The sequence below is a fragment of the Variovorax sp. PAMC26660 genome (genome assembly GCF_014302995.1).
In the GTDB taxonomy this organism is placed as follows: domain Bacteria; phylum Pseudomonadota; class Gammaproteobacteria; order Burkholderiales; family Burkholderiaceae_C; genus Variovorax.
In genome coordinates this window covers 4,381,996-4,397,238 of the sequence record NZ_CP060295.1, presented here as the reverse complement: position 1 = coordinate 4,397,238, position 15,243 = coordinate 4,381,996, and the positions used below count along the sequence as shown (strand labels likewise).

Here is a 15,243-nt window from a genome sequence, read left to right as displayed (position 1 = left end):
TCCTTAGATGAAGAGTTGCACGGCCGGCAGGGCCGCGTCGCAGTTGAGCAGGTTGACGCGCTTGAGCGTCATGCGCAACGCGCCGTCCTGCACCGCGAGGTGATGGAAGAAAGTGCCGACGTAGAACTGAAGCTCGTCGCCCTGCGACTCGGTGTAGTGGAACTCGGTGCGCACCAAGAAGCGATTCGCCCCGACGTCGAACTGTTCGACCACCGGCACTTGCAGCAGATGGTGGCAGCGGCTCGGCGGTTGCTGCGAGAACGCACGCGGACTCTTGAGGCGTTCGATGCGAAGATCGCGCAGCAGCTTGTCTTCGTAGAGATGCGAGGTGTGGTTGAGGCCGTCCTCCTGGTCCGGCACCAGCGGAACCCAGTAGAAGGCGTCGTCGGTGAAGAGCGCGTTCCATTCTTCATAGCGGCGCGTGTCGAGCAGGCGCGCCTCGTTCACGACGAAGTCGATCAGATCCTGGCGGGTGATGTCGATGCCGGCCATCACATGGTCTCCGTCATGCGCTGAACCCAGCTTCGGTACTGGTTGCGCATCGGCAACTCGTTGGTGCCGCCGGTGGTGATCTCGCCGCCCTTCAGCTCCGAAGGGTCGTAGTCGCGGTGCAGGCTCACCCATTCGTTGCCGCTCGCGTGCAAACCTGCCTGCATGCCGCGATAGGCCTGCAGGTCGTCATGCCCCACCACCGAGAACGGCGAGTTGATGAGCCGGTTGTACATGGTGGTGCGCTGCAGCAGTTCGGGCGGCGCGCCCTTCAGGCGAAAGGTCCAGCTCTCGACCAGCGTCTTGTCGGCCGAGATCGGCTTCACCACACGGATCGCCTGGATCGCGCCCTTGATCGTGAGGTTCGGGTAGTACACGGTGTTGTGGCGTGCCATGCCCAGAATCTGCGCGGTCTTCTCTTCACCGTAGCGCGCCTTCATGGCGTCGTCGTATTCGGGGATCGCCTTGTACTTGCTGTGGATGCTGAAGTGCACACCCGTGAAGCTGTGACCATGGTCATACGTGCGGATGCCCATGTCCTCGAAGAACTTGTAGTCGGACATGAAGGGCACGAACTGTTCGACCGCCATGGGCTTGGGTTCGTCGGCCGGTTTGTCGGCCCACATGCGCTTGGCGGTACCGGCCGACGACTCGTGCGCCACCATCGGGTGCATGGTGTCGTTGAGGTTTTCGACGAACATCTTCCAGTTGCACTGGTGCATGAAGCGCAGGCAACCGCCTGCGATTTCCAGCTCGCCTTCGGGCGAACGGTCGGCCATGTTGTCGATGGAGCTGAGCGAATCGCCGAAGTACTCGTCGAAGTCGGGCCCGGCATCGTTGATCTTCACGAAGATGAAGCCGCGGTGGCTGCGCACGTGCTTGAGCGTCGTCAGGCCCTTGGCCGATTCGCACTCGTGCAGCGCCGTGTTCTCGTAGCCGGTCTTCAGTGGAATGGCCAGCAGCGAACCATCGGTCTTGAAGGTCCAGGCGTGGTACGGGCAGCGGAAGAACTTGCCGGTATTGCCGCAGGGCCCGCTCACGAGGCGCGAGCCCTTGTGGGCGCAGCGGTTCATCATCGCGCGCACGCTGCCGTCGGTGTGGCGCACGACGATCAGCGGGCGGCCGGCAATCTCGTTGCTGAACCAGTCGCCGGGCTTGGGGATCTGGCTCTCGTGGCCGGCGTAGTTCCAGGTGTTGGCGAAGAAGTGCTCCTGCTCCAGCTCGAACAGCTCCTGGCTGGTGTACAGGTCGCGATGCACGCGGTCGTTCTGCACCAGTGCACGGATGGCATCGGGGTTGTCTCGGTACGAGGTCATGGGTCTGGCGGCTCCTGGCTTCAGATGTCGAGCACCAGGCGTTCGCCCTTGGCGCGCGAGATGCAGATCTGCATGACGTTGCCTTGCGCCTTCTCCCGGGCGGTCAGCACGTAGTCGCGGTGGTCGATCTCGCCTTCGAGCACGGGCACGGCACACACGCCGCATTCGCCGCGCTTGCAGTCGAACATCGGGTCGCAGCCGTTGTCGATCAGGCAGTCGAGGATGCTCTGGTCGGCCGGCACGATGAAGCGTTGGCCCGATTGGGCAAGTTCCACCTCGAAGGGCTGGTCGCCTTCTTCGGCGACCGGCTCGGTGAAAAGCTCGAAGTGCACGCGGTCGTGTTCCCAGCCGCGCGCCTGGGTGCGGGCGAGCACGGCGTCGAGCATGACCTTTGGGCCGCAGACGTAGAGGCGGTCGCCGGCGGGAACGCCATCCAGCAATGCGTCGATGTCCAGTGGCGCCCCAGCCTCGGCGTCGGCATGCACGCGCAGGTCGTCGCCCAGCAGCGCCTGCAGCTCGGGCAGGAAGGCCATCAGGTCGCGGCTGCGGCCGGCGTAGTGCATGCGCACTGGTGCGGCCTCGGCGCGGCGGCGCGCCGCCATCGTCGCGAGCGGGGTGATCCCGATGCCGCCTGCAACCAGCACCGATCCGCCTGGGCCGGTGTGCAGCGGGAAGTCGTTCTTCGGCGCTTCGATGGCGAGCGTGTCGCCCTCTTTCAACCGCTCGTGCATGAAGCGCGAGCCGCCACGGCCTTCGGCCTCCTTGCGCACTGCGATCACGTATTCGAGCGGTGCGTTGGTGGCGTTGCGCGCCGTCGCGAAGTTGATGAGCGAATAGTGGCGCCAATCGGTCTTGCCATCGGGCAGCGACACCTGCACGCGGATGTGGGCACCGGCCGCAAAGCCGGGCAAGGCTCGGTCGTCTTCGGCACGCAGGCGCAGCAGGCGGATCAACGGGTTGAGTTCGCGCGCTTCGACAACGCGCAGTTGAAGGGTGGCGGTGGGAGCGGTCATCTTCTGTGTCTCTTCAGGCCAGGGCGTGCTGCGCCAGCGCGGCTTGCAGCTTGTGGCCGTGTTCGTCCGCGAGCGCGGCGTCGCGCAGTTCGCGCAGCGTGGCGGGCGCAAGCGCCGTGCCGGCACGCTCGAAGGCGCGCATCACGGTGTCGTAGTTGCGCAGGCCGCGTTCGTGCGTGTCGCTGTAGCCTTTCACGAGGCGCTGGCACTGCGCCAGCTCGACGGCGAGTTCCGGGTTGCGCTGCGCGGTAGTGGCGATGCGCTGCAGCCATTCCTCGATGCGGCGGTTCTCGTCGGCGTAGCGCATGGTGGACAGGCGCCAGCGCTTCATGGCGGCCACGGTGCGCAGCATGAGGTAGCCGCGCAGCGAGCTGGTCTGGATCACACGGCCGTGCTGGGTGAAACGCCCGACGATCTTCTTCGGCAACGTCGAGTTCATCAGCCAGCGGCCGATGCCGCCCGGCAGCGTCTCGCAGATTTCCTGCAGGCGCGGGTGCATGTATTCGTTGATGGCGAGCACCTGTCCGGGCTGCACACGGGCTTCGTCGCGCACGCGCTCGAAGCGTGTCGCACGGGTCTTGAGGGCGGCAACGCGGGCGGTGTCTTCGTAGGACATCCAGAGTGCGAGGTGGCGTGCGGTTTCGCGCAGCAGGCGATGGCCGTCGTCGTTCGGCAAAGCTGCAATGGCAGCCATGCGGTCGAGGTACAGGCTGGCGTAGGCCGTGTCCTGGTAGTCGATGAGGCGGCGAACGCCTTCGAGCAGAAAGTCTTGTACCGCCGGCGGGAAGTCGCGCTGCGCCCGTTCGACCAAGGCGCGCACGGCGGGATGGCGCGGCTGCGGCGTTGGCGCGGCGAGTGGCGCGGCTTCCACGGTCTCGCCGTCGTCGCCGGCTTGTGCCCGTGCGAATGCAGCACTGAAGGCCTTGAGGCTGGGCTTGACGCCCACGCCGCCGCGTTCGACGGTCGCTTCGAACTGTGCACGGCTGAAGGGCAGCACGCCCGAGCCTGACAGTGCACCGAACAGCACAGCGCTGATCACGCTGCCCGAGGCTTCGGCAGCCTGCGCCATGTCAAAACGGATGAAGCGCTTGGCAGCCTTGGCCGTGTGTACGAGCAGTTGGGCGCTGTCGACGCGGCCATCGCCCAGTGCGCTCTTCTCCGCAATGGAGAACACGCGGTGCGTGGACGCGATCAACGTGGTGCGGTCGTTCGTGACGAGGCCGCGCTGCACGGCACGGCCCGCTTCCATGAGTTCCGACGCCAGCACCACATCGACATCGCCCGGCAACGGCATCAGCGCCAGCACCGGCCGTCCGCCGTCCGCCTCGGCTTGCGCGATCGGATACAGCTCGACGTAGTAGATGGTGGCGCCGGTGCGCTGGGCTACGCCCGGCACCGACGTGGTCTGGGCAACGTAGCCGTTGGCCTCGCCCATGTCGACGATCCAGTCGGCCAGTACGCCGCCGCCCTCCCCGCCCATGGCGAGGATCGCGATCTTGATGGGTTGCGCGGTATTCGTCATCGCTTCAGAAGGCATAGGCGTCGCGGCGGCGCGCTTCGCCGCGCTGCAGCCAGCCGATCACGCTGCTGCGCACGCGGTCGCGCAGCATGTCCCAGCGGCTGGGGTTGCTCACGATCTGCGCCTTGTAGAAAGAGGGGCACAGCACCGCGGCATGCGAGACCTCGCCGCACACGCCACAGCCCACGCAGCTATCAAGCACGGTCGCGACCGGGTCGGTGCGCAGCGGATCGGGGTTGGGCTTGATCGACAACGACGGGCAGCCCGACAGGCGGATGCACGAGTGATCGCCGGTGCAGGTGTCGGAATCGACACCAAATTTCTCGCGCACCATGCGCTTGCCGTCAGCGATGGCTTTGCGCACCAATGGCTTCTCGCGGCGCTGCTTGTTGAGCATGCACTCCGATTGCGCGATCAGGACCTTGGGGCCCTTGGTCTTCGTGGTGAGCGCTTCCTTGAGCGCATCCCGCATGCCAGCGACGTCGTAGGTGCGGCGCAGGGTTCGGACCCATTCGACGCCCACGCCGCGCACGGCACGCTCGATGGCATGGCCGGTGCTGCGCGTCTTGTTCACGGCGTGCGACGAAAGGATGTCTTGCCCGCCCGTGGCCGAGGTGTAGTTGTTGTCGACGACGATGGTGAGGTTGTCGCTCTTGTTGAAGACCGCATTCGCCACGCCACTGGTCAGGCCGTTGTGCCAAAAGCCACCGTCACCCATCATCGAGATGGCGCGCTTGCCAGCCGGCGCATTGAGCGCCGACGCGCCTGCCCCACCGAGGCCGTAGCCCATGGTCGTGTTACCGATGTTGAAGGGCGGCAGGATCGAGAACAGGTGGCAGCCGATGTCGGCGCTCACGTGGTGAGCACCCAGCTCGCGCTCGACCAGCTTCATCGCGCTGAAGATCGGGCGCTCTGGGCAGCCGGTGCAAAAACCCGGCGGACGTGCGTGCACGACTTCGCCCAGCGACGTGGACGGCAGCGCCGGCTCGGGTGCGGCATCGACGCCGATGGCGGCCACCTCCTTGAGCGGGATCACCTTGCGCACTGGCGTGGGCACTGGCAAGGGTGCGAGTCGTTCGTAGCGCTCGCAGAAGGTGCGCGCGCCTTTCAGCAATTCGGACGACGTGTATTCGCCGGCCACCGGCAGCATGTCCTTGCCGTGCAGCACAGTGGTCGAGCCAGCCTGGCGCAGGATGGTCGCGAGGTTCTGCTCGACGAAGTTGGGCTGGCCCTCTTCCACGATCATCACCGCGCGCTTGCCTTCGCAAAAGCGCAGCACTTCGCTCTCGATGACCGGGTAGGCCACGTTCATCACATAGAGCGGCACCTGGGTGTTGCCATAGACATCGGCAAGGCCCAGGCGTTCAAGCGCGCGCAGCATGGTGTTGTAGCTGCCGCCCTGCACGATGATGCCGATGTCGTCGGCGTCTTCGGAGAAGAACTCGTTGAGCTTGCGCTCTTCGATGAAGCGCACGGCGGCGGGCCAGCGGTCCTTCACCTTTTCCTGCTCGTGCGTGAAGCTGGCGGGCGGCAGCACGATGCGGCTGACATCGCGCTGCGGGTTTTCCAGTGCATCCTTCAGCGTGAACTTGGCGCGCTTGTTGTCGCCGGCAATGAAGTGGCCGTGCACATGGCAGGCACGGATGCGCAACTGGAGCATCACGGGCGTGTTGCTGGCTTCGGAGAGATCGAAGCCCTGCTTGACCGCATCGACGATGCTCGGCAGATTGGGACGTGGATCGAGCAGCCAGATCTGCGACTTCATGGCGAACGCATGGCTGCGCTCCTGCATGATCGACGAGCCCTCGCCGTAGTCTTCGCCCACGATGATCAACGCACCGCCGGTGACGCCGCCCGATGCGAGATTGGCCAGCGCGTCGGAAGCCACGTTGGTGCCCACGGTGGCCTTGAAGGTGACGGCGCCGCGCAGCGGGTAGTTGACGGAGGCGGCCAGCGTGGCGGCGGCGGTGGCTTCGCTCGCGCTGTTCTCGAAGCGGATGCCCTGCTCGGCCAGGATGTCCTGCGCATCGGCCAGCACGTCCATCAAATGCGAGATGGGCGCTCCCTGGTAGCCGGCGACATAGGAGACACCCGATTCGAGCAGGGCCTTGGTCACGGCCAGAATGCCCTCCCCGCGGAAGACATCTCCACCAGAAAGCCGCAGTTTCTTGACTTCTTCAACGAACGAACGCTCAGCCATGTGGGTCCTTGTTCTCTATCGTGGGACGATGCGCTCATCTGCCACATCATGCTTTCTATAATGTTGACAAATGAATGTATCCACAATCATGTATTACCCTAGACATGCAAACAGCGTGCCCGCTGCAACTGTGAGGTGCCTTCATGGCTGAGCAACCCGTCGCGTCGCATCGCTTTGTCGATGACTACCTGCCTGCCCTGCTCGCGCAGGCCAGCCAGTTGATCTCTTCGGAGTTCCACGAGGTCGCGCGGCAGCAGGGCTTCTCTGTGTCGGAGTGGCGTGTGATGGCTTCGTTGGCGGGCAGCGACGCTGTCAGCATCGGTCAGCTCGCGCAGGTGACGGTGACCAAGCAGCCGACCGTGACACGGCTGTTGGACCGCATGGAATCGCGCGGGCAGGTCGAGCGCCTGCCCCACGAAAGTGACCGTCGCATCACGCTGGTGCGCATCACGCGCAAGGGCCTGAAGGCTGTCGAGCATCTGATGGACCTGGCACGCGACCACGAACGGCGCGTGCTGGAGCCCTTCGGATTGCGACGTGCCGAAGAGTTGAAGCAAACGCTGCGGCAGATGATCGACCTGCACGTGCATGTGCCGGTCGAGGCGCCCGAAGAAGACTAAGGCACCAGCACAGCGCGGCCGCGATGGCCGCGCTTCGCGATCCAGTCGAGCGCAATGGCTGCATCGGCCAGCGCGAAGCTCTGCACGTCGAGGTGCAGGCGGCCGTCGGCCAATCGCGCGAGCAGCTCGGGCGCGGCGGCACGGCCTTCGGCCTCTCGCCTGAACATGTTGAGCGGCAGCAGTGCCACGTCGCGCTGCAGGAAGTGAGCGATGTCGAGTTGCAGCGTCGGGCCTGCGGTGTAGCCGATCAGCACGGCGCGTCCGCCCGGACGAACACAGGGCAAGACCGCTGAAAGCACGCCCCCACCGACGGTGTCGATCAACAAGTCGGCGCTCGCAAGTGCCGGAGGTTCTGCATGCGGATCGACTGCAGTCACGGTACACCCAACATCGCGTGCGAGTTGAACGACGAGCGAACCCACCGCACCGCTTGCACCGGTCACCAGGACTTGCTCTCCCGCCTGCAGCTTCGCGACTTCGTGCAACGCCACCCAGGCCGATGTGCTGGGCGAAAAGAACGCCGCACCCAATGTCATCGGCAACGCATCGGGCAAGACACCGAGCGCTCCGTCGGGTGCATCGATCTGCTCGCACCAGGTGCCGTCGAACAGCGTACCCAATCCACTGCCACGCAACCACACGCGCTGCCCGATGTCGTAACGCGCACTTGCGATGACGATGCCGGCAGCTTCCACGCCCGGTGTGTAGGGCAACGGTGGATGCCGCAGGAAGCTGCCTCGCCACACGGTGCGATCAATGTGGCCGACCGTCGCTGCCTGCATGCGCACGATGGTCCGGCCGGGATGCGGCACCGGATCGGCGACTTCTTCAAGCACAGGCACCGCGTCGAAGCCATGGATGCGAACGGCCTTCATGGCAGCGTCGAGAGAAAACCGAGCACCGTGTGCGCGAAAGCCTCGGGCATCTGGTCGGGCAACGGCACCATGCCGCCTTCGATGTCGACGATGCGCGCTTGAGGCAGATGGTGCTGGAGCTCCCTCGCATGCGGCGCGGCGAATGGATCGTCGGTGGCGCGGATGATGAGCGCCGCTTGCGTCACGCGGCCGATGCGGTCTTCCATGCGATAGGACGCCACGGCACGATGCCCCTCCTCGACACGATGGCCGACCTTCAGCGCATCGAGCACGAAGGCTTCGAGCAGGTCGGGACGCCCCGGCGGATAGAAGCCCTGGCGCTTTTTCCACAGCGCGGCGAGATGGCTGCCGTCTTCACTCGGTGCCACTTCGTCGATGGGCGGCCTGTCTGCACGTGCACGGCGAAAGGCTTCGTCGGTGTACGGCGTGGACGACAGCACGAGGCTGCGCACCCGTTCGGGAAACGCCGCCGCAAGTTCGAGCGCCACGACGCCGCCGGTGTGATGCCCCACGACATCGGCAGGCTCGATGTGCAACGCATCGAGCAGTTCGCAAGCCACGCGCGCCCACTGCGCGATGCTGGCCGGCACGCCGCCATCGGCGGAGTCGCCGAAGCCCGCGGTGTCCATGGCGATGGCGTAACGTTGTGCGCCGATCAGCGGCAGCACGCCACGGTACTCGGCCCAACTGCGCGGCGACTGATGCAGCAACAGCACCGCAGGCGCGTTCGAATCGCCGCACGCCGCGTAGTGGACCTGCCCCACCGACAGGTCGGCGAAGGCACGGCGAATCGTCATGACAGCGTCTCGTGAGCGGGTGCGCGCCACAGGCCCGCATGCCGCAGTTCGCCGAGGGTGCGCGAGAGCACGTCGCGGCGATAGGCTGCGATGTCGCGGCCTTCGTAGTCGTAGAAGCCGCTGCCGCTCTTGAGGCCCAGCCGCCCTTCCTCGACCATGCGACCGACGATGGCCGGCGCGGTGTAGCGGCCGGCATCGAGCGATGCCGACATCTCGCGGCTCGCGTGGTGCAGGATGTCGCAGCCGCCGAAGTCGATGAACTCGACCACGCCGAGCGCCGCGAAGCGAAGGCCCAGGCCGTAGCGCGTGGCCTTGTCGATTTCTTCCGCTGTGGCAGCGCCGTCTTCGATCATGCGAGCCGCTTCGTTCATGACCAGCGCCTGCAGGCGCGGCACGATGTAGCCCGGCGATGCGCCGCACACCACGGGCAGCTTGCCGATCTCTTCCATCAATGCCTTCGTGCGCGCGAGCACGGCGGCGTCGGTGCCCGGATGGCAGCTCAGCTCCACCACCGGAATCACATACGCCGGATTGAGCCAGTGCATGTTCAGGAAGCGCGCCGGCAAACGCACCAGCGCCGCGAGTTGCGTGACGAGGATGCTGCTGGTGGTCGAGGTCAGGATCGCGTCGTCGCGGCAATGGCGGTTGATCTGCTCGAAGGCTTCGCGCTTGGCGTCCATCGTTTCGGGAACGCCCTCGAACACCAACTCGGCAGCGGCCAGCGCTTTCGGCGCAGCGGCAGCGTTGACGAAATCCACACGCGCGGCGATGGACTGGATCAGCTGCGCATCGAGCACGCCGAGTTGCGACAGGCCTGTCAGGCTCGCTTCGATCTCGGCCTTGGCTTCGTCACGCAATCGCTGCCATGCTTCATCGCTGCGCTGGCGCAGGTCGATCAGCGAGATGCGGTGACCGGCATAGGCGAACGCGATCGCGATGCCGCGCCCCATGCGGCCCGCGCCGACGGCCGCGAAGCGGGGCAGCGCGGCGTCATTCGCCATCGTGCAGCCTCTGCCTGAGTTGCGCCGCGCTCAGGTCGGCAAGGCCCAGGCTCTCGAAGGTGCGCGGGCCTTGGCGCAGGTCGCGCCCGAGAAAGCCGCCGACGATGGCCAGCAGGCCGTGCGCAATGGGTGCATCGACACCCGCATGGCGCGCCGCCGAGGCGAGGAAGGCGAGCCCGAGCTCGGTGTCCTCCGTGATGTAGCGGTGCGTGTGCAGGTCGATGTTCTCGCGCCAGTCGCCCGACTTGACGAGCTGCTTGTGCGCATCGCCGTACATCCAGCGGTCGTTGTTGTAGTGGTCGGCCAGCGGATAGTGCGGTGCGCCCTGCCCGAAGGCTTCGCGCACCGCGATGCGCTCCTGGTCGAGCCGGTCGGTCACGTCGCGCACGGCGCGCTGCGTGCCTTCGTTGTGGATGTCCCAGCGCTCGAAGTGCTGCAGCGGCGCGGCATTCATCACCATCAGCGGTGGATGAATGACGGGGCCGGCGTTCATCAGCGCACCAGAAAGCGCGTTGCCGCAGCCATGCACGGCCGGATAGGCCTTGCGGATCACTTCGATGGCTGCAGCCTCCTTGCGCGCGGGGTAGACCCCGGTCGGCAGGCGGATGGCGCGGATCGTGACGTTCACCTCGCGCTCGCCGTGCTTGCGCGCCAAATAGGGCAAGGTACCGGTTTCGGCCCAGGCGACATCGGCGCGGTTGCCCGCCTGCTTCACGGTTCTTGCCATCACATAGCTGCCAAAAGTGCCCGGCGGCAGAAAGACGACCTGGTCGTCGACAAGGTGCGGCGCCATCGCGAGCGCGATGTCATGCTGGGCGATGGCCGGCGTGGGAATGACGATCAGCTCGGTGCCATTGAGCGCCGCACCGATGTCAGCGGTAGCCAGTGCAAGCTGCACCTCGCGCGCGCCGTCGGCGTCTTTCAGTGTGATGGCGCCGGCTTGCACGACAGGCGCCAGTGCCACTGCATCGCGACGCCACAGGCGCACCTCGTGCCCGGCTTCGGACAGGTCGGCGGCGGCCGCGTAGGCACCATGACCACCTCCAAGAATCGCAATTTTCATGTTCAAAAGTTGAAAAGCAGATGTCGATGAACCGGCGGCCGCAGGGCGGACCCGGGGAGCAATGCGCCATTACATTACTTTTCATCGATTTATATGTCAATCAAATTTCAACGCGATAGGCCCCTCGGAAACCCGCAATGAAAAAGCCCGCGCTTCTTGCGAAGCGCGGGCTTTTTGGGGGCGAGGCGGCTGGTTGGCCGCTCTGCGATGGATCAGCGCGTGGGCTTGAACGCACGCTTTTGTGCGTCGCGGGGCACGAACACCTTGCCCGGGCCGCCGTGACCTGCGCCATTGCCGCGCGGTGCGAAGCCTTCACGCGGTGCAAAACCTTCGCGGGGAGCGAAGCCTTCGCGAGGTGCGAAACCGCCGCCTTCACCACGGCCACCGCCGTTGCCGCCGCCGCGCGGAGCGTTGTCGCCCCAGCCCGGCTTGCGACCGTAACCGCCGCCGCCTTCGTCACGGCCGCCGCCGAAACCAGCGTTGTGACCGCCGCCATGGCCGTGGCCCTGGCCGCCGCCACCGAAGCCACGCGGGCCCGGAGCAGCCGGACCGCGCGAGCCGCGGTCGTTGAAGCCGCTGGCACCGGCGTAGCCGCTGTTGCCGCCGCCGAAGCCGCCGGCATTGCCACCGCGAGGTGCGCCGCCGCCACCGAACTTGCGGTCGCGCGAATGGTTGTCACGGCTGTCGCGACCGCCGCCACGGTACTCGCCCATCGGGGGACGCGATTGCGGCATGCGCTGTTGCGGCTCGAGACCGGCAACGACTTCAGCCTTGAACTGCTGGCGGCTGTATTGCTCGATGTCCATGATCTTGCGGCGATCGCGGAACTCGGCAAAGGTGATGGCCAGGCCGTCGCGGCCTGCACGGCCGGTGCGGCCGATGCGGTGGGTGTAGTCCTCGGCCTTCATCGGCAGGCCGAAGTTGAAGACGTGGGTGATGGTCGGCACGTCGATGCCGCGGGCGGCAACGTCGGTGGCCACCAGGATCTGGACTTGACCTTGGCGCAGCGCCATCAGGCGGCGGTTGCGCAGGCCCTGGCTCAGGGCGCCGTGCAGCGCCACGGCGCTGAAGCCTTCTTGCTGCAGGTCGTTGGCGAGGCCGTCGCACTCGACTTGCGTGCTGGCGAACACGATGGCCTGGTTGATGCTGGTGTCGCGCAGCCAGTGGTCGAGCAACTTGCGCTTGTGCTGGCTGTTGTCAGCCCAGTACAGCGACTGCTTGATGTTGGCGTGCTTTTCCTGCGGGCTGTCGATGGTGATGCGCTGCGGCTCGCGCATGACGCGCTGGGCCAGCTGCTGGATGCGCGGCGCGAAGGTCGCGCTGAACATCATCGTTTGCTGGCGCTCGATGGTGAGCTGATTGACTTCGGCCAGATCGTCGGAGAAGCCGAGGTCGAGCATGCGGTCGGCTTCGTCGACCACCAGGAACTTGACCTGGTCGAGCTTGAGTTGCTGCGAGCGCTGCAGGTCGAGCAGACGGCCGGGCGTGGCAACCACAAGGTCGGCGTTCTGCAGCTTGGCGATCTGCAGTTGGTAAGGCATGCCGCCCACCACGTTGGCAATGCGCAGGCCGCGGCAATGGCGAACCAGTTCGATGGCGTCGTGCGCAACTTGCTGGGCGAGTTCGCGCGTCGGGCACAGGATCAGGGCGCCGGGGGTGGCGGCCTTGAAATGGCGGGCGTTGGTCGGGTCCTTGCGCTTCGGCTTCTTCGGCACGGCTTCGCCGCGAGCGGCAGCTTCAGCGGCCTGGCGCTGGAATTCAGCCTTGGCTTCGGCTTCGGCTTCGGCCTGGCGCTTCAGGAGCGTGTGCAGCACGGGCAGCAGGAAGGCTGCGGTCTTGCCCGAACCAGTCTGGCTGGAGACCATCAGGTCGACAAAACGGGCCTTGCCGTCCTGGCCGGCTTCGCCGCCCATGGCGAGCGGGATCACCTTGTCTTGCACGGTGGTCGGCTGGGTGAAGCCCAGGTCGGCCACGGCGGCGATCAGTTCGGGGGCGAGGCCCAGGCGAATGAAGCCGTTGGGCAGGCTGGGTTCTTCAACCGCAGCGATCTCGGGGGCGGCTGCGTCGAGCGCCTCGAGGATCGGCGCTTCGGACATGGTGTCCACAGCGGCGGTGAATTCGTTGTTGGTAGCGGATTGCACAGGCGCGAACTCGCCCTGCGCTTCAAAAGCGTCGGTCATGTAGATATCAATCTCAAACGCGAGCGCTGCCGTAGGCGGCGCCCCGTTGGTGGTTAAAAACATCAACCATCCAACGACATTCAGCTTCTGGCTAACGCCTGAGGCTGTGGCCCTTTTTGATCAGCGGATGCGATCGGGCGCGGTGTGCAAGATAGGGAGATGCAAGAGACGCTGATCTGTGTCCTAAGACCTATTCAAACCAGCGAAGCCTGCGATTATGGCACGGCTTCGGGTTTTTACCTAATCCCTTGTCAATCGGTCAGGCGCAGAAAGGTTTCGCGGTAATGGGCGAGTTCCTCGATGGACTCGTGCACGTCGGCCAGCGCGGTGTGCGCCTGCTGTTTCTTGAAGGCGCTGTAGGCCGAAGGTTTCCAGCGCTTGGCCAGTTCCTTCAGGGTGCTGACGTCGAGGTTGCGGTAGTGGAAGTACGCCTCCAGCTTGGGCATGAACTTGACCAGGAAGCGCCGGTCCTGCCCGATGGTGTTACCGCACATGGGCGAGCCGCTGCGGGGGATGTACTTGGCGATGAATTCGAGCAGTTGCTGCTCGGCGGCCGCTTCGTCGAGCGTGGAGGCTTTCACCTTGTCGATCAGCCCGCTGCGGCCGTGGGTGCCTTTGTTCCAGGCGTCCATGGCGTCGAGGACGGCGTCGCTTTGATGGATGACAAGCACGGGGCCGTCGATGCGGGGCGTCAGGTCGGGGCCGGTGACAACCACGGCGATTTCGAGCAGGCGCTCTTTCTCGGGGTCGAGGCCGCTCATTTCGCAGTCCAGCCAGACCAGGTTCTGGTCGCTTTTCTTCAGGGTGGGCGTGGCTGCGGGGGGCGTCGGGACAATGGATTCAGGCATCGCGGGATTGTCGCCGACGGCCCGCGCCTGCAGATACCGAGGGCTAAACTCCGCGCTCCATGTCCTATTCGCTCATCTTCACCATTGCCTTTGCGGTCGCGCTGGTTGCAGGCCTGCTCGTGAAGTTCTGGCTGGCTTCGCGGCAGGTGCGCCACGTGGCGCGGCACCGCGGCACCGTGCCGGCCGCCTTCGCCCAGACCATCACGCTCGCCGCCCACCAGAAGGCGGCCGACTACACCATCGCCAAGGCGCGCTTCGGCCTCGTCGAAATGGCCTGGAGCGCCGCACTGCTGCTGGGCTGGACACTGCTCGGCGGGCTCGACGTGCTCAACAAGCTGCTGCTGGTGTGGATCGGCGGCGGCATGGTGCAGCAACTGGTGCTGCTGGCGGCCTTCGCTGTCATCGGCGGCTTGCTCGAGCTGCCCTTCACGCTCTGGCAGACCTTCAGGCTCGAAGAGCGCTTCGGCTTCAACAAGATGACCTGGAAGCTCTGGCTGGCCGACACCGCCAAGTCGACGCTGCTCGGTGCGCTGATCGGGCTGCCTATCGCAGCGCTGATCCTGTGGCTCATGGGCGCAGCCGGAACCCTCTGGTGGCTGTGGGCCTGGGCTTCGTGGATGGGCTTCAACCTGCTGTTGATGCTGATCTATCCGACCTTCATTGCTCCGCTGTTCAACAAGTTCAAGCCGCTCGATGACCCGACGCTGAAGGCACGCGTGACGGCGCTGATGAAGCGCTGCGGCTTCGCGGCCAAGGGCCTGTTCGTGATGGACGGCAGCACCCGCAGCGCCCATGCGAATGCCTATTTCACCGGCTTTGGCGCGAGCAAACGCGTGGTGTTCTACGACACGCTGCTGCGCCAGCTCAACGCCGGGGAAGTGGAAGCGGTGCTCGCGCACGAACTCGGCCACTTCAAGCACCGCCACATCGTGAAGCGGCTGGTCGCCATGTTCGCGCTGAGCCTCGCCGGCTTCGCCCTGCTGGGTTGGGTCTCGACCCAGGTGTGGTTCTACACGGGCCTGGGCGTGCAGCCCAACATGACCGCGCCCAACAGCGCGCTGGCACTGCTGCTGTTCATGCTCGCCGTGCCGGTGTTCGGCTTCTTCGTTGCACCGCTGCCCGCACGCCTGTCGCGCAAGCACGAGTTCGAGGCCGACGCCTATGCGGTGGCCCAGACCAGCGGCGCCGATCTGTCAGCCGCCCTGCTCAAGCTCTACCAGGACAACGCATCGACGCTCACGCCCGATCCGGTGTTCGTCAAGTTCTACTACTCCCATCCGCCTGCCTCCGAGCGCCTGGCGCGCATGACGGCGGCATGACCA

Annotated in this window: 13 protein-coding genes; 2 read left to right on the top strand and 11 right to left on the bottom strand. The window is 65.7% G+C overall.

The features are described from left to right. Positions 1 to 3: 3 nt before the first annotated feature. Genes H7F35_RS20580 through H7F35_RS20560 form a run of 5 tightly spaced genes read right to left on the bottom strand, consistent with a single transcriptional unit; the run spans position 4 to position 6,537 of the window. The gene (locus H7F35_RS20580) at positions 4 to 492 is read right to left on the bottom strand and encodes an aromatic-ring-hydroxylating dioxygenase subunit beta (protein WP_187108442.1); all 489 of its coding nucleotides are present in this window, start codon (positions 490 to 492) and stop codon (positions 4 to 6) included. Next, positions 492 to 1,805, bottom strand: a complete 1,314-nt coding sequence (locus H7F35_RS20575) for an aromatic ring-hydroxylating oxygenase subunit alpha (protein WP_187108441.1) — start codon at positions 1,803 to 1,805, stop codon at positions 492 to 494. The genes H7F35_RS20580 and H7F35_RS20575 overlap by 1 nt, the downstream gene beginning before the upstream one ends. Before the next feature lie 20 nt (positions 1,806 to 1,825). Then, a complete protein-coding gene (locus tag H7F35_RS20570) occupies positions 1,826 to 2,818 on the bottom strand; it encodes a PDR/VanB family oxidoreductase (RefSeq protein WP_187108440.1) in 993 nt (330 codons plus the stop codon). A 13-nt stretch (positions 2,819 to 2,831) separates the two neighbouring features. Then, complete coding sequence (locus H7F35_RS20565) at positions 2,832 to 4,340, bottom strand: indolepyruvate oxidoreductase subunit beta family protein (protein ID WP_187108439.1); 1,509 nt, start codon at positions 4,338 to 4,340, stop codon at positions 2,832 to 2,834. Positions 4,341 to 4,344: 4 nt separating this feature from the next. After that, on the bottom strand, positions 4,345 to 6,537 hold the full coding sequence (locus H7F35_RS20560) for an indolepyruvate ferredoxin oxidoreductase subunit alpha (protein WP_187108438.1): 2,193 nt from the start codon (positions 6,535 to 6,537) through the stop codon (positions 4,345 to 4,347). Between the two features lie 143 nt (positions 6,538 to 6,680). On the opposite strand from H7F35_RS20560, the gene H7F35_RS20555 reads away from it, so the two are divergent. Continuing rightward, complete coding sequence (locus tag H7F35_RS20555; RefSeq protein ID WP_187108437.1) at positions 6,681 to 7,157, top strand: MarR family winged helix-turn-helix transcriptional regulator; 477 nt, start codon at positions 6,681 to 6,683, stop codon at positions 7,155 to 7,157. On the opposite strand, the gene H7F35_RS20550 is transcribed toward H7F35_RS20555, so the two are convergent. The 6 genes from H7F35_RS20550 to orn all read right to left on the bottom strand — a co-directional run bounded on the left by H7F35_RS20550 (position 7,154) and on the right by orn (position 13,921). Further along, on the bottom strand, positions 7,154 to 8,032 hold the full coding sequence (locus tag H7F35_RS20550; protein ID WP_187108436.1) for a zinc-binding alcohol dehydrogenase family protein: 879 nt from the start codon (positions 8,030 to 8,032) through the stop codon (positions 7,154 to 7,156). The two genes, H7F35_RS20555 and H7F35_RS20550, sit on opposite strands and share 4 nt — an antisense overlap. After that, entirely contained in the window at positions 8,029 to 8,829 is an 801-nt protein-coding gene (locus tag H7F35_RS20545; protein ID WP_187108435.1) for an alpha/beta fold hydrolase, read from the bottom strand. Before H7F35_RS20545 ends, H7F35_RS20550 begins: the two co-directional genes overlap by 4 nt. Next, positions 8,826 to 9,830: a 3-hydroxybutyryl-CoA dehydrogenase gene (locus tag H7F35_RS20540; protein ID WP_187108434.1), complete on the bottom strand. Its 1,005-nt coding sequence runs from the start codon at positions 9,828 to 9,830 to the stop codon at positions 8,826 to 8,828. Before H7F35_RS20540 ends, H7F35_RS20545 begins: the two co-directional genes overlap by 4 nt. After that, positions 9,820 to 10,893: an NAD/NADP-dependent octopine/nopaline dehydrogenase family protein gene (locus H7F35_RS20535; RefSeq protein WP_187108433.1), complete on the bottom strand. Its 1,074-nt coding sequence runs from the start codon at positions 10,891 to 10,893 to the stop codon at positions 9,820 to 9,822. The genes H7F35_RS20540 and H7F35_RS20535 overlap by 11 nt, the downstream gene beginning before the upstream one ends. 212 nt (positions 10,894 to 11,105) lie before the next feature. Beyond that, positions 11,106 to 13,073, bottom strand: a complete 1,968-nt coding sequence (locus tag H7F35_RS20530) for a DEAD/DEAH box helicase (protein WP_187108432.1) — start codon at positions 13,071 to 13,073, stop codon at positions 11,106 to 11,108. Positions 13,074 to 13,324: 251 nt separating this feature from the next. Next, a complete protein-coding gene (gene orn / locus H7F35_RS20525; protein ID WP_187108431.1) occupies positions 13,325 to 13,921 on the bottom strand; it encodes an oligoribonuclease in 597 nt (198 codons plus the stop codon). Positions 13,922 to 13,980: 59 nt separating this feature from the next. Between orn and H7F35_RS20520 the strand changes: the two genes are divergently transcribed. Further along, positions 13,981 to 15,240 carry a M48 family metallopeptidase gene (locus tag H7F35_RS20520; protein ID WP_187108430.1) on the top strand — a complete coding sequence of 420 codons (1,260 nt, stop codon included), beginning with the start codon at positions 13,981 to 13,983 and terminating at the stop codon, positions 15,238 to 15,240. Positions 15,241 to 15,243: the final 3 nt, after the last annotated feature.

Excerpts from the sequence above, each read along its gene's own strand:
- H7F35_RS20575 (WP_187108441.1), bottom strand. The coding sequence starts at position 1,805 with ATGACCTCGTACCGAGACAACCCCGATGCCATCCGTGCACTGGTGCAG.
- H7F35_RS20520 (WP_187108430.1), top strand. The coding sequence starts at position 13,981 with ATGTCCTATTCGCTCATCTTCACCATTGCCTTTGCGGTCGCGCTGGTT.
- H7F35_RS20560 (WP_187108438.1), bottom strand. The coding sequence starts at position 6,537 with ATGGCTGAGCGTTCGTTCGTTGAAGAAGTCAAGAAACTGCGGCTTTCT.
- H7F35_RS20550 (WP_187108436.1), bottom strand. The coding sequence starts at position 8,032 with ATGAAGGCCGTTCGCATCCATGGCTTCGACGCGGTGCCTGTGCTTGAA.
- H7F35_RS20565 (WP_187108439.1), bottom strand. The coding sequence starts at position 4,340 with ATGACGAATACCGCGCAACCCATCAAGATCGCGATCCTCGCCATGGGC.
- orn (WP_187108431.1), bottom strand. The coding sequence starts at position 13,921 with ATGCCTGAATCCATTGTCCCGACGCCCCCCGCAGCCACGCCCACCCTG.
- H7F35_RS20535 (WP_187108433.1), bottom strand. The coding sequence starts at position 10,893 with ATGAAAATTGCGATTCTTGGAGGTGGTCATGGTGCCTACGCGGCCGCC.
- H7F35_RS20580 (WP_187108442.1), bottom strand. The coding sequence starts at position 492 with ATGGCCGGCATCGACATCACCCGCCAGGATCTGATCGACTTCGTCGTG.
- H7F35_RS20555 (WP_187108437.1), top strand. The coding sequence starts at position 6,681 with ATGGCTGAGCAACCCGTCGCGTCGCATCGCTTTGTCGATGACTACCTG.
- H7F35_RS20530 (WP_187108432.1), bottom strand. The coding sequence starts at position 13,073 with ATGACCGACGCTTTTGAAGCGCAGGGCGAGTTCGCGCCTGTGCAATCC.
- H7F35_RS20545 (WP_187108435.1), bottom strand. The coding sequence starts at position 8,829 with ATGACGATTCGCCGTGCCTTCGCCGACCTGTCGGTGGGGCAGGTCCAC.
- H7F35_RS20540 (WP_187108434.1), bottom strand. The coding sequence starts at position 9,830 with ATGGCGAATGACGCCGCGCTGCCCCGCTTCGCGGCCGTCGGCGCGGGC.
- H7F35_RS20570 (WP_187108440.1), bottom strand. The coding sequence starts at position 2,818 with ATGACCGCTCCCACCGCCACCCTTCAACTGCGCGTTGTCGAAGCGCGC.